This window comes from Sphingobacterium sp. N143 (genome assembly GCF_030325625.1).
In the GTDB taxonomy this organism is placed as follows: Bacteria; Bacteroidota; Bacteroidia; order Sphingobacteriales; family Sphingobacteriaceae; genus Sphingobacterium.
The window spans coordinates 154,979-169,336 of record NZ_JACAIS010000001.1 but is presented as its reverse complement, the minus strand read 5'-3'; the positions used below and the strand labels follow the sequence as shown (position 1 = coordinate 169,336).

The following is a 14,358-nucleotide window of genomic DNA, read 5'->3' as shown; positions in this document are numbered from 1 at the left end:
GCGGCTTTTAAGTCCATGCGGTTTTATTAATTAATTCAAGAATAATTTGCTCCATAATGCTGCTTGCATCTCTTTAAACAGTAGATACAGCTGTTCAGCTCCGTTTCCCAATACACGGACCATAAAACCATCATGCTGCAGCGCGCTAATACCAAAAGCAATATCTTTTGTTTCACCATATTTTTCATAGAATGTTTCGATCCATTCATGGGGCTGCATACCTGCACTGTTCAGATAAATTAATGTACCCTGGTGGGTATACCCCTCCAGGATACCTAAATCCTGAATGGGCATCCGATCTGGTTGAAGCAGTACATTGTCTTTGACGACAAGTTTTTCATTGACATAGCATTCTGTCAGGTTTTGAAAATGATTATACCTGAATTCTTCACCAGACATTTTTCGGCCACAAGTAACAATTTCACTGAGCAGTAAATGGCAGTTTGACGCGAGACGGATGATATTGTGGCTCAGGAAATGGGAAGAATGTTGTGGTACAACTGGATGTGGAACATAAGAGAAAACGGCTCCTTCTCCCAACGTTACTTCCATCGTTTGGGAAGAACCTCCCTTCATGTGGAACAAGCGTTGATACGCCTGCGTCTGTAGCTGCAATTTTGCCCCGGGAGCGATGTTTACCTGAAGCCGATGATCATCTCCATCCAACAAACCCGGCGACGAGCTCATAATCATCAAATAGGCGGCATTGTCTTTTTGATATTGTCCGACAGGAACGATCCGAAATGGTTGTGTGACATAGGCATCTTTTAGAAATGATTTTCCTTCCCGATGTGCTATTTTAATATCTAAAGAACAAATCATAATTAACGCAATAAATTAGGTTCTTCAATATCTTGAAGCAGGGCATATTTTTTAATCCAGCTAACGATCTCTTCTAAACCATCACCTGTTTTTAAGTTGGAGAATAAAAAAGGTGCTCCTTTACGCATCTTACGGGCATCGTGCTCCATAACTTCCAAACTTGCTCCTACATAAGGTGCCAAATCTTTTTTATTGATCAACAAAAGGTCTGAGCGTGTGATTGCTGGCCCACCTTTACGCGGCATTTTTTCACCTTCAGCCACATCGATGACGAAGATGGTGATATCAGCAAGATCCGGACTATAGGTCGATGTTAAATTGTCGCCCCCGCTTTCTATCAAAATCAATTCTAAATCTGGAAAACGACTGGCCAATTCATCCACAGCTTCCAGATTCATACTTGCGTCTTCACGTATTGCTGTATGCGGACAGCCTCCGGTTTCGACACCAATAATCCGTTCGCGTGGCAGTAAGCTATTTTTCGCCATATACTCGGCATCTTCTTTGGTATAGATGTCATTGGTAATGACAGCCAGGTCCAGCTCATTCATCAGACGTTTACTCAATCGTTCAAGTAATGCAGTTTTACCGGACCCCACAGGGCCACCCACACCTATTTTAACATATTTTCTATTTTCCATTTTCATTTTTTTTAAGAGATATAAACCCTAGAATATAATCGTTCGTGTTGCATGCATCGGATATCGAATCCGATATTGCACAGGCCCACTAAATTCCTTTCAACGGATAAGGTCTCCTGACAAAGTTCAAGGATGTCATCATGTAAGCCAAAGAGTACGTCTTGACCATCCAATTGTCCCAATGGCACGAGTTTAACGGCATTTGTTACCATGGTAATGGCGGCATTGTAATAGAAGCCATGAAGTGCTTCTTCAAGTGGAATATCCAATAAAGCTGCCAGCATACCATACATCAGGCAGTAATGGCTATCCACTTTCTTCTGTTGAATCAAATCGCCCCAGGCAATGACAAAATCTTCTTGCTGGTACCGGCTAAATATTTTATAAATACGCAGCCCCAACTTTTTACTGGCCTCACGAATCTCCCTTGGGCTCTTTAATGCGGTACATTCCTGATCCAAAGCGATCAAAGTAGGCAGATCCTGTTTTGAGGTGGCTTCATAGGCCAGTTTCATCAGAACAGCATCATTATACTTCAGGTTGTACCATAGATTATGGCGCACATATTTATCCGTAGTCGCTTTATCATGGACTAATCCCTGTTGTACATAAGTTTCCAATCCATTCGAATGGGTAAATCCGCCGATTGGCAGCGTAGGATCTGCTAAATGGAGTAATTTGCCCAGAAAAGTATTTTTCATTGACATAAATTATTTGTTCATTTTTATTTACTCTTCAAAGTCTATGCTTTTCGACAATAAGAGTACTGACCTTCACCCGCAATTCTTCAGACATTAACATCAACCCTAATCAGCAATAACAGCCATAAGACATTTCATTGCTTCCTTAATTATCTTTGATGAACAAGGGAATATTTTTAGTTGAAAACTTCAGCTTTTGATGATGTTTTGGATCTACGTTTGCATTAAACTGCCGCAGTAACTGCCGCTCACAGCATATAGGGTCAAATCCATTTTTAGTCAGCCATGCATACATCGACCGTTCATAAGGCATCAGCAATTCATTTGCCTCTACAAAGAGAGGCAAATGCTTGTTTCCTATTTCACTGCTGACATAGGCGATTTGAAGAAAATCAGACGCTTTGATTTGTATGACTTCACAAGGTTTGATCGTTACCACAACAATTTTATCGTCATCTTCGAACAAGATATCACCATCTTGCAGACAGGAAGTGCTGCCCAATAATTTTACGGCAATGTCCATTCCTCTCTCCGTACGTAGGCGTTGAATACGTTTGGTAGATTCATACCATTCTATAGCAAGCAAATCGACCGGTTTGTCGACATGCTCACGATTGATATTCCTTGTGATTTCTGTAATAATCATTTTTTAATCTTAAAAGAACAGATTTTTGGACAGGCCCAAACCTACCGTTGCACCATTGATGCCGGTGATGATTTCATGATCGTTTGGAATTGCAGCATTTTTGCTGTGGGTCTTTTTGTAAGAAAGCTCAGCCACCTTTGCTTTTAGCGCCCAGCCTTTACCCAAGTTGATTCCCACCAACGGGTAAACTCGAAATAAGTATCCATTATAGCTGCCGTCAATCATGGCGCCGCCAGCATCCGCCACATGTTCATTTCCCCAAAGGTAATGTGCGTCCACTTGGCCTATTAACATGAAGTGTTCACTCAATGGCCAGGTATTACTATAGAAGGGACCGACTTCATGAAAATGATCTGTAAAGTCCAATGCCGTATTTTTAGACGTATTGAATCCGTAGTTTAACCCGACATTCATGTTGTTGTTGAAAAAATACCCCACTCCCAATGGGGCCGCACTGAATTGGTGGCCATCTGCAGTTTCATGATAATTCAATGAACCATATAGCATGATCCCTCCTTTTTGTGCATAGGCAGATTGTATTGTAAAGCAGACTATTGCTAGACAGCAGCTTAAAAATATCTTTAAATTTTTCATATATATGCTTTGCTTTTTAAAGACCATATGGAATATCTGGACCATGTCATTCGCCTATGATTACACATACGTGTTTGCTTTCATTGGTTTAATGAACACATTAGGTGCAGTTTGCTTTATTATAGCACACATACTACTCCATAGTTATCTGTGTTTGCACTTCTAAACCAACGTATTTCATCGGTATTTTCCTTCGTAAGCTCATAGACTAAAGTGTCCACTTAGGCTGACTGTGTTTATACATCTTTCGATCACGCAGCATTCAGCACTTTAATAAGTCTTATGCGGATGTTATGATTATGTTTTTCAGTATTTATGGCGTGAAATTACTTCACGCCATAAAAAGTAGTTATAGGGCTAAAACAAGAAGTAACGTTGTCCCAATGAAACCGTATCGATCGGTTTAGAACGCAGGATTTCTCCGTCTAAGCTCACTTCGTAGTTTTCAGGGTTCACGATAATTTCAGGTGTAGCATCATTGTGGATCATATCTTTTTTGGAGATATTTCTACAGTTTTCTACGGGAAGTAGCCCCTTTGCTAATCCATATTCTTCTTTAATGCCATTCTCGAATGAGATTTTGGACACAAAGTTGTAACATGTGTGATGAACCGCTTTACCCAGACCGCCAAACATTGTTCTCAGAATGATGGGTTGAGGTGTTGGAATTGAAGCATTTGCATCGCCCATTTTTGAGGCAATGATCATTCCTCCTTTGATAATGATTTCTGGTTTCACACCAAATAATGCTGGACGCCAAATCACCATATCGGCGATTTTTCCAGGTTCAATAGAACCTACATATTTGGAAATACCATGTGCAATTGCAGGGTTGATCGTATACTTGGCAACATAACGACGCGCACGGAAGTTGTCATTTCCGTTGGCTTCATCTTCTGTTAATGCACCGGTTTGCTTTTTCATTTTGTCAGCTGTTTGCCAGGTACGTGTGATGACTTCACCAACACGGCCCATCGCTTGGGAATCTGAACTCATGATACTAAACACGCCACGGTCCTGCAACACATCTTCAGCGGCAATCGTTTCAGGACGGATACGTGAATCAGCAAAAGCAACATCCTCAGGAATCTCTTTACTTAAATGGTGACAGACCATTAACATATCCAGGTGCTCGTCAATGGTATTTTTTGTAAATGGACGCGTTGGATTTGTCGAAGCCGGTAACACATTAGGATACATGGCAGATTTGATGATATCGGGAGCGTGGCCACCACCAGCACCTTCAGTATGGAACGTGTGAATCACGCGTCCATTGATCGCCTGAATGGTATCTTCCAAGAAACCAGCTTCATTTAAGGTATCGGTATGGATAGCTACTTGCACATCGTATTTGTCAGCAACAGTCAATGCTCTGTCAATAGTAGCCGGAGTTGCACCCCAATCTTCGTGAATTTTGACACCTAAGGCACCTGCTTCAATCTGTTCAACAATTGGTTGTTCGGTACCCACATTTCCCTTACCAAAGAAACCGAAATTCATTGGAAGATCTTCTACAGCTTGCATCATACGACGGATATTCCATTTTCCGGGTGTTACTGTCGTTGCATTGGTACCATCTGCAGGACCTGTCCCCCCTCCGATCATAGTCGTCACCCCACTATATAATGCAGTTTCAACCTGTGTTGGGCTGATATAGTGAATATGGGTATCAATTCCACCGGGGGTTAAAATATAGCCTGATCCGCCGTGTACTTCTGTAGAAGCACCAATAATCATGTTTGGTGTGATATTGTCCATGGTATCTGGATTTCCTGCACGGCCTACGCCTACAATTTTTCCATCTTTAATACCAATATCACCCTTTACAATACCCCAGTGATCAATGACAATGGCGTCAGTGATCACCATATCCAATGTCCCCTCATCACGTGTGTGCACGGAAGATTGGCACATACCATCACGTACAGTCTTACCACCTCCAAATTTTGCTTCATCGCCGTAGTAGGCGTAATCTTTCTCTACTTCGATAATAATATCTGTATCTCCTAAACGGATTTTGTCTCCGCTTGTTGGCCCAAAAATGGCACTATAATTAACTTTGCTAACTTTTAAACTCATGATATTATGTTTTTAAAGCCTTGTTCTTTCACTTTTTTTAATGCATTTGCTTTCGCAACTTCAGTTTCGGTATCTCCATTGACCAGATCATTGTGTCCATAAATTCTACGGGCACCTGCATATGGAACCAATTCCACTTCTTTAGATTCACCTGGTTCAAAGCGTACAGCAGTACTTGCGATAATATTTAATCGCTTTCCAAAAGCTTTTGCACGGTCAAACTCCATCATTTTGTTCACCTCAAAAAAGTGAAAATGTGAACCCACCTGAATCGGTCTATCACCAGTATTCGTTACGGTGATCGTAGTAACTTCTCTACCTTCGTTACAGATGACATAGCCATCTGCAATAAAAAATTCTCCTGGAATCATAAACTATATTTTTAACTATTATCGAATCGGGTTATGAACAGTGACCAGTTTTGTACCATCTGGGAAAGTGGCTTCAATTTGTACATCATGAATCATTTCGGGCACACCTTCCATGACATCCTCACGTGTCAGCAATGTAGCACCATACTGCATCAATTCTGCAACCGTACGGCCATCACGTGCAGCTTCCAAAAGCTCACTACTGATCAATGCAATAGACTCTGGATAATTTAATTTAAGTCCTCTAGCTTTACGTTTTTTCGCTAGCTCGCCAGCAAGATGAAGCAATAGCTTCTCTGTCTCTCTAGGTAATAAATGCATATTAAAATATTATTTAAATTGTTGTTATTTTCGATCAAAACACATCACTATAAACCCATACGATTTTTGAAAATCGTTCGGGAAGAGTGATAAACGAAGCCCATAGCAAATGCTTACGACATAGCGTTTCAATTCTTAATGTGGTAAGAAAAGGGAATTTTTATCCCTGAAACGGGATTTTTAGACTTTGGAAAAGAATATATTTTGGGGGTAGGATCAAGCGATCCATATACGGTCTTTTGTTATTCTGAATTTTGAGACATGCAGGATAACAAAATATAAAAAGGCAAATGGACAATACACCCCAGTAGAGTAATTTGCTCCATTCATCCTTCAAATCAATCTGCTCACTCATATCATAAAGATCGTGATTATGAACAGCAGCAACTAGACTCTCCTGGTCAGCTGAATGTTCACACTCTTTCACCTGTGTAGGTAAAGGGGGCAAACTGGGAATGAAAACTGATAGGTTGCCAACACTGTTATGTGTGGTAGTAGCAGCGGTCCCTCTCATGAACATGGCGCTCAAAAGACAAACAAAAAAAACTAAACTATACCTGATAATTGTATTCACAATCCTATTATTAATTGTTCAAATTTACGATCAAAGCGGGCTATTTTACTAGTACAAATCTTGAATTAAATAGTCCAAATTTGTGCAAAACTACCCGCAATGAATAGCATCATTATCTTTTCACTTTTAAAAAGAATAACCTATTGTAGCCATGATATTTCTAGGTGCCCCAGCAAAGGCTCGGGTGTAATCAAATCCGCCAAGGAAATAGTATTTATCAAATACATTGTTCAGATTTAAGGCCATTTTCATTGCTCCGATATGATAGTATGCCGCAGCATTGACGGTACTGTATGATGGCCACTGTCCCCATAGTGCATTTCCTTCACTGTCTTTTCCAATGCTATTGTCCATCCGCTTACTATCAACATAATAAATTCCGGCCCCGAATCCCAATCCCTTCAGTGCAGTGGATGAAAACACATACTTTAACCATGCACTGGCCATATTTTTGGGAGCTCCTGGTAGCATTTGCCCCACTTCAGATGGTACAGAAGATGATTTTATTTCTGTATTATTGAAGGTATAATTTGCCATTATCTGAAATTCTTTGGTCAACTGTCCACGAATATCCAGTTCGACTCCTTGGGATAATGCTTTGCCGGACTGCCTGTACTCCGGCAACCCCGAATCATTAATGGTGCCGGTCGCGATCAACATGTTCTGCCGTTCAATCCGAAATAAGGAAAGATCCAGCTGTAACTGATCGCCGAAAAAGCCAGTTTTCACACCTGTTTCAACTTGAAAACTCCTTTCTGCATCAAATGGCTTATCAGCACCATAATCCTTATAATTCTGAATAAAGTTAGCACCAACTGGAACAAAGCCCTGTGAATAGCTTGCAAAATAATTAATCTGTTTACTCACCGCATACGTCATACCTATACGAGGTAACAGTGCATTCTGTGTGGCATGAAAACGATCTGTCCCATCAATGGTTTCTGATGAATAATGTTCATGCCGTAAGCCCAGGATCAGTTTCAATCGATCAGCAATACTGATCTGATCCTGTATATATTTTCCTGTGGTTTTATACGGACTTAGGAAAGGATAAGCAACTTGAGTACGCCAGACATAATTGGTCAGATCGTGTGTTGTATACGTTGGATTATTTAGATCAAAAGTCAAGGGTACGACCTCCCCATCCACTGTTTGTTGCCTTGCTTCACGCAACTGATTTTCCTTATCACCACAATATTGGGCAAAGTCTACACCTGCGACAATATGGTGATCTATCTTATCTCCCAATATATCCCATTTGACATATCCAACAATGTTATCGGTATAGTCCCGACCGTGACGGTCAAAAAAACGCATGTTCATAATGGTATTATGGGGAGCATCGGCAAAGGTATTCAGGGTACGGTGCTCATTCACATCTTCCTGATAAATAGATTTCATGTAACTCAAATTCAGGCTTACGTGTTCAGCCAATTTTTGAGATAGACGTCCACTTAATGAAAAAGTCTTTGAGTTATAAAAATCCGAAGGTTGGCTTAAGGTAAATGATCTGGGTAAGGCATAAAAATTATTTTCCTTTATCCCCATCCCCCTATCCAGGTAACCATTAAACTGGTTGTATACCATATCGACGTCAACTGTGGTCCCATCAGCTGGTTTAAAGGTAAAAGATGGTGCCAGCATGATCCGCTTCTGACGGTTTACGTCTCGAAAGGTCTTCGTATCTTCATAGCCAGCATTGAATCGATAAAGTATACGTTTTGCACTGTCCAAAGGTCCGCCTAGATCCACCGTTGTACGCATTGTCTCAAAGCTTCCGGCAGAGAAATTCACCTGTCCCTTAAAGTCTTCCAGAGGCTTCTTGGTTGTCATATTAATGGTACCTCCAGGTACAACGTCTCCAAACAAAGAAGCTCCAGGACCTTTTAATACTTCTATATTTTCGAGATTGATCGTCAATGGCGAATTATAGTAACTATTTCCATAGCCATAACCTGAGCGTAGGCCATTCACCAGTCGAACTCCGGTTTCATAACCACTTTTAAAACCACGGATTACCACATCATCATAGGAAGAAGCTTCTGTCACACCGGCGAGGTCCTGTACCAACGCTCCAGTAGTAAAAGCCTGCTTATCTTCAATGAATTCTTTGCTCAATACGGCTACAGATTGTGGTAGGTCCTTTAATTTACCAGCAAACTTCCCGCCCAACTCCATATTATTGGTCAGATATGAATTGTTACGGCGCCCAGTCACGAGCACCTCATCAAGGGCGCTATCTCCAACCTCCAACTGCAGACGGAGACCTTTTTTCGGATTCCAGGTCTGTGTATCCAGATCAATGATAAGTGATTTATAACCAATCGCAAAAACCTTCAGCTGTACAGGAAATGCAGTGATCGCAGGAAAACTAAATTCACCGTTATCCATCGTACGTGTCTGCTGTTGCTGATTTCCGAGCGTCAAGGTAACACCAGAAATTGGATTTCCGTTTTCATCTTGTATTTTGCCAAAGATAGTGACGCCTTGTTGCGCATAGACTGCCACAGGTATGGCGATACTTGTCAATAATGCGAAAGCGAGTGCTTTCATTCTATTTTTCATATGTTAATTTATTCTCTTTATCTCAATCGGATTCACGAACGTATCGTAAGTATTATTACTCATGACCATCCTTATCGGTAAGGAGCTAGCCATATGTATGCCGCAAGTATCGTTGATATGGCCGCTATATTCTCATATCTACCTTGTCAATAGCCTGCTATACTGTTAGACCTTTACATCGTTATGTTGCATTGAACACTTACAAGACAATCTACTTTGTTAATTCCAACGCTCTTATCGATGAGCTCATCTGCATTTGATCGATCATTACTTCCATATGGATTGTTGGAAAATTCGACTCGTCACGAAAATCTTTCAAATGAAATCCTTGTTTTGACCAAAATTCATAGGCACCCTCCAAAAAAGGGTGTGTATGCAAATAAAGCCGTTCAACATTTTTTTCCCGCGCTACTTGTGTCAATTGATTGAATAGTGCTGTTCCAAGTCCAGAACGACGATAGTCCGGGTCAACAAACAGACGGGCAACTTCCACAGTCTTACGTTGATCTATATCTAAATGTGGGAATCGATAGTCATAGGGTAACATACCAATCACACCTACCAATTTTCCAGTACTATCCTTTGCCTGTAAAAAGGTTCCCGTTTGCTGATCGATATAAAGCTGTTTAAAATCTCGTAAATCCTTGGGAAGCTTATCTGCAACCAACATCGGAAATAATTGTTTCCGAAAAGCAATGACATAAGGTAATACCATAGGGATATCCCATTCATTGACCTTAGTGATTGAAATGCTGTTAATAGAATATTTCATTGATCTTCACAATTTTCTTATGAACTTTACAAGTTTGCCATAGTCTCTTTCACCTGGAAATTATTTTCCATTCCCGCCGATGTAAAGGGTACCGAATATATTGGCTTTTGCTGATTGATCATCGGGACGAACATCCATTTGCCCTGATTTTCTAAGCTAATCAATGGGAGCTGATAAGTTTGTTCCAATAGGCTCCGCACCTGATCTCTATCCATACCCTGCAAATCCACCAACGTATTATCTTTCATCAAATAAAAATTATCACCGAAGAGATAGGCCATATTGGGATCATGCATGACACATAATACGGTTGTTCCCTCTTGTACCAGTTCTTTGGCTGCCTGTAATACGGCAATCTGATATTTCAGATCAAGGTGGTTCGTAGGCTCGTCAAGCAGTAACAAATCCGGTTGCTGCACCAATACACGACAGAGCAGAACCAGTTGTCTTTCCCCTCCTGATAAGGAAGTATAGGGTTTATTGCTCAAATGTGCTAAATTGAATTTGTCCAACATCGCATCCACCATGTCAAAATCCTGTTTACCTGGTGAAAAACGCGAAAAGGAAGCCCGCCCCGTAAGAATCACATCTGCGACTTTAAACGGAAAAGTTGTCTGATGAAACTGATTCAAAAAACCTATTTTTAAGCTATTGGACCGACCGACTTTCCACTCCCTGCGCTCTGTATCACCGATATGGATCATCCCGGTATATTGTTTTTCCAAACCAGCAATAACATTGAACAATGTTGATTTTCCACTACCATTTCGTCCAAGAATGACAGATAGCTTCCCCTCAGGGAACGACACATCGACATCTCTTAGAATAGTTTCCTTGCCATAAGCGAATGATAGATTGTTGATATGAATGGTCTTACTCATGAGTTCCAGTTAATTTCATTACGGCGCATCAGATAGATAAATAAGGGGGCACCGATAATCATCGTAAATACACCTATCGGGATTTCAAATGGCATTACTGCGCGAGAAAAATCATCAATAAGCAGCAAAAATGACCCTCCAATACTGATATTTGCCCATACAACAATATTATTATTGGGACCGAATATCATTCGACTGATATGGGGTACGATCAAACCAAATAAACTAATTACCCCCACTGCTGCCACAGCAGATGCTGTAATCATTGTCGCCACAGCAATCAGCAGCAGTTTCAATATTTTGGGATTCACACCTACTGCGATTGCTTCTTGATCTCCCAAAGCCAATAAGTTCAGTTTCCATCGCAAGAGGATCAAGACGATCAAACCAATTGCTATAGGTAAAAATGCATTTTGTACTTTTAGCCATGAAGCGGTATGAAGGTTGCCCATAGTCCATTGCACAATCGCCTGCAGCTTATACGGATCGCTTATGTATTGCAACAAAGTGAGCATGGCTGTGAATACGCCAGAAATAACCATTCCTGCCAAAACCATCCCAATGATAGATGTCTTTAAGCCTGCGCTTGAGACAAAATACGTCAGTCCCACGGCACAGACTCCAAATAAAAATGCCGATACATTGACGGATAAAATAGGAAACAGCATGGCTAAAGCGGCGCCAAAGGCAGAACCCGAAGAAATTCCTAACGTAAAAGGGTCAACAATCGGATTTCTAAAAATTGCCTGGAGAATGCCTCCTGATGAAGCAAGAGCTGCTCCTACCATAAATGTCAATAAAATCCTAGGAAGACGAACCTGCCACAATATGGTATCCATATTATGCATCAAAAGAAACCCCTGATCACCTTTATAAAACCCCAATTCCAATCCTATCCGCTGACAAAGTTCTACAAATCCAATGTTTTGGCTCGAACCTATCAATAAGGAGAAGAACAAAAGAAACAAGGGTACTATAATGAGCAATAAGAGCTTTTTTAATTGATGTGTCATGGAAGAAGTCCTGTTTTACCATAAAGTTTCTCAAAAGCTACTGCCATATCTTGATCGAGTTGCTGTTTTGTATAACTTGGAAAGCACCAATGTCTGACCTGTTTGGCAAATAACATAAATTTCACTGTATGGGGATCAAAAGGAAAAGATGGTGACATCACAAATACCTGTTTATTTTTCACTGCTGGCAGCGCAGCGAGTTCTTTTAAACTGTACACATCAGTGAGTTTGGAATTCCAAAGAATAATCAGGTCAGGGTTCCATTTATAGATGGTTTCAGCCCCTACATTTGGTGCTTCCATCTCTAATGGACATGCGTTCATTGCCCCTGAAAGACGAATCGCCATATCGATTAAACTGCCTCGGCCGGAAGTTGACAGCACCCGTCCCTTCGACCAGGCATAGTATACCTTTTTTTGCAGTTGGTCTTCCGGGGCAGTCATTTTTTTCACTTCAGCATCAACAAAAGCTACAATTTCCTCTGCCCGATCCTTCTTACCTAACAAAGTCCCCATCCCAATCAGTTCATTAAAGATGCTTTTCTCATCTAAGGAGGAAAATGTGAACACTGGAATTCCTAAATTTTCCAACTGCGCAATATTTTCCTGGTCAGTATTGAAAGTAAGTACCAGATCAGGATTTAAGCTTACAATACTTTCCACATTCGTGGTCTGCCCGCCAAAAGTTGGTGTAGCAATACTCTTTTTCGCTATCCGTTGATCTAATTTTGATAAAAAGGAGTAGGTATCCTCCATTTGATAGACCTGTTCCGGAATCCCTACGATACGGTCACCTGCCTGCAACATATAGACTTCATCCACCAGGGAAGGGAACAATACCACTACCCGTTTTGCTTCCTGAGGAAGCATGATTTCTTTTCCTCTACTGTCCTTTGCCCTGACCTTATCTTCCCTGGTCGCAGATTGTTGGTTCTGACAGGCCTGTAGGCATAGCAACAGGGCTAAAAACAACAGTTTAATAGATCTATTAATTTTCATCAAAATATAACTTATTCTTTATTGGCAACAGCTTTCAAGCATTCATTTCCTTCAGTTCGTCAATAGCACATTTATCCTTGATGCTCTTTAGTCTTTCTATGATTGATCTGCTGACGCAGCAAATTTTGAGATAACAGCACTGCTTCTTCCAGCTGTACAGCTGGCCCATATTTCGCCAGTACCTGCTCGTAGAGCCTCCCATCGTAGGGCATACGGAGGGATTCTGCTTCTTCAACGCTAAATAGTGGTAAGTGTCTATTGCCGATAAAATAACCAAAATCAGCTAACTGAACCAGATCCAAAGGATTGAACCGTATTGTTAACGTTGGTTTTATAATGACGATTGCCTGCAATGTTCCATTGGAAAACAAGGCATCGCCATGATGCCATTCCATGCCTTGTTCAAGTTGCATCAGAATATTCGTTCCTGACAAGGTCTGTCGTGTCAACCGTTTCTTATGAATTTCAAACCATTCAATATAGACTTGATCTATATGATTGTCAACAAGTTCATAATTTGACACAACAGTATCTATGGGTACAGGCAATCTATTCATCTTCATAACCGTATTTTCCTACATAATCAAGGGCTATCTCCACTAAGCTATTTGTTCCACTAAACTCAACTCCAGGATCATGATAGGAGATTTACTATTTTACATCGAGCATGTTGTGCTGCTCTTTTTTTAATTGTACTTTTTCTTTCAACCAGTCACACCATGCGTCCAATCCATCTCCATTGAGCGTACTGATCGTCATAACCTCCAAATTTGGATTTACTTCCCGTGCATCTTTCGTTACCGCATCGATAGAAAAAGGTACATATGGCAATAAGTCACCTTTCGAGACCAGCATCAATTCACTTGTCAAAAACATACGGGGGTATTTTTTCGGTTTATCGTCTCCTTCTGTGGTAGCCAATAAGGTTACACGGTAATCCTCTCCCAAATCAAATGCTGAAGGGCATAATAGATTACCTACGTTTTCGATAAACAACAGATCAAGACCGTCCACATTGATATGATCCAAGGCCTGTAAAATCATTTGTGCTTCAATGTGGCACATACCACCAGTCACAATTTGTAGCGCATTAACCCCTACCTCACGCATCCGGATGGCGTCACGTTCTGTTTCTGGATCTCCAACCAAAACAGCAATATTTAAATCCTTTGACAACCGTTTTCCAGTCTCTTGCATCAATGTTGTTTTACCTGAACCAGGAGATGAACACACATTGATCACACACACATCTTTCAGTCTATCGCGGATACTTTTTGCAACGAAATCATTTGCTTTTAATAAATGTAAGGTTGTATTTTCACATTGAACCGAACCTACACGGTTACCTAAACTTTTAGGATTTGAAGTATTGTCTGACAT

15 protein-coding genes are annotated in these 14,358 nt (G+C 40.8%); all 15 read right to left on the bottom strand.

Going from position 1 to position 14,358, the window contains the following annotated elements; translation table 11 throughout:
• Positions 1-30: 30 nt before the first annotated feature.
• A complete protein-coding gene (locus tag HX021_RS00570) occupies positions 31-822 on the bottom strand; it encodes an urease accessory protein UreD (RefSeq protein ID WP_286587487.1) in 792 nt (263 codons plus the stop codon).
• Positions 823-824: 2 nt separating this feature from the next.
• Positions 825-1,463: an urease accessory protein UreG gene (gene ureG / locus HX021_RS00565; protein WP_286587485.1), complete on the bottom strand. Its 639-nt coding sequence runs from the start codon at positions 1,461-1,463 to the stop codon at positions 825-827.
• An 11-nt stretch (positions 1,464-1,474) separates the two neighbouring features.
• Positions 1,475-2,164, bottom strand: a complete 690-nt coding sequence (locus tag HX021_RS00560; RefSeq protein WP_286587484.1) for an urease accessory protein UreF — start codon at positions 2,162-2,164, stop codon at positions 1,475-1,477.
• A 145-nt stretch (positions 2,165-2,309) separates the two neighbouring features.
• Positions 2,310-2,810 (bottom strand): urease accessory protein UreE, encoded by a 501-nt coding sequence (locus tag HX021_RS00555; RefSeq protein ID WP_286587482.1) that lies wholly within the window; start codon positions 2,808-2,810, stop codon positions 2,310-2,312.
• A 9-nt stretch (positions 2,811-2,819) separates the two neighbouring features.
• A complete protein-coding gene (locus HX021_RS00550) occupies positions 2,820-3,404 on the bottom strand; it encodes a hypothetical protein (protein ID WP_286587481.1) in 585 nt (194 codons plus the stop codon).
• 357 nt (positions 3,405-3,761) lie between these two features.
• A complete protein-coding gene (gene ureC, locus HX021_RS00545) occupies positions 3,762-5,483 on the bottom strand; it encodes an urease subunit alpha (RefSeq protein WP_286587479.1) in 1,722 nt (573 codons plus the stop codon).
• Positions 5,480-5,854 carry an urease subunit beta gene (locus HX021_RS00540; protein ID WP_286587477.1) on the bottom strand — a complete coding sequence of 125 codons (375 nt, stop codon included), beginning with the start codon at positions 5,852-5,854 and terminating at the stop codon, positions 5,480-5,482. Before HX021_RS00540 ends, ureC begins: the two co-directional genes overlap by 4 nt.
• Positions 5,855-5,872: 18 nt before the next feature.
• Positions 5,873-6,175, bottom strand: a complete 303-nt coding sequence (gene ureA / locus HX021_RS00535) for an urease subunit gamma (RefSeq protein ID WP_286587475.1) — start codon at positions 6,173-6,175, stop codon at positions 5,873-5,875.
• A gap of 700 nt (positions 6,176-6,875) precedes the next feature.
• On the bottom strand, positions 6,876-9,314 hold the full coding sequence (locus HX021_RS00530; protein WP_286587474.1) for a TonB-dependent receptor: 2,439 nt from the start codon (positions 9,312-9,314) through the stop codon (positions 6,876-6,878).
• A gap of 211 nt (positions 9,315-9,525) precedes the next feature.
• Positions 9,526-10,086 carry a GNAT family N-acetyltransferase gene (locus tag HX021_RS00525; RefSeq protein ID WP_286587473.1) on the bottom strand — a complete coding sequence of 187 codons (561 nt, stop codon included), beginning with the start codon at positions 10,084-10,086 and terminating at the stop codon, positions 9,526-9,528.
• 26 nt (positions 10,087-10,112) lie between these two features.
• Positions 10,113-10,967, bottom strand: coding sequence for an ABC transporter ATP-binding protein (locus HX021_RS00520; protein WP_286587471.1), 855 nt, complete (start codon positions 10,965-10,967; stop codon positions 10,113-10,115).
• A complete protein-coding gene (locus HX021_RS00515) occupies positions 10,964-11,980 on the bottom strand; it encodes a FecCD family ABC transporter permease (protein WP_286587461.1) in 1,017 nt (338 codons plus the stop codon). The genes HX021_RS00520 and HX021_RS00515 overlap by 4 nt, the downstream gene beginning before the upstream one ends.
• Positions 11,977-12,978, bottom strand: a complete 1,002-nt coding sequence (locus HX021_RS00510) for an ABC transporter substrate-binding protein (RefSeq protein ID WP_286587460.1) — start codon at positions 12,976-12,978, stop codon at positions 11,977-11,979. The genes HX021_RS00515 and HX021_RS00510 overlap by 4 nt, the downstream gene beginning before the upstream one ends.
• 71 nt (positions 12,979-13,049) lie before the next feature.
• A complete protein-coding gene (locus tag HX021_RS00505) occupies positions 13,050-13,535 on the bottom strand; it encodes an urease accessory protein UreE (protein ID WP_286587458.1) in 486 nt (161 codons plus the stop codon).
• A gap of 94 nt (positions 13,536-13,629) precedes the next feature.
• Positions 13,630-14,358: a hydrogenase nickel incorporation protein HypB gene (gene hypB, locus HX021_RS00500; RefSeq protein ID WP_286587457.1), complete on the bottom strand. Its 729-nt coding sequence runs from the start codon at positions 14,356-14,358 to the stop codon at positions 13,630-13,632.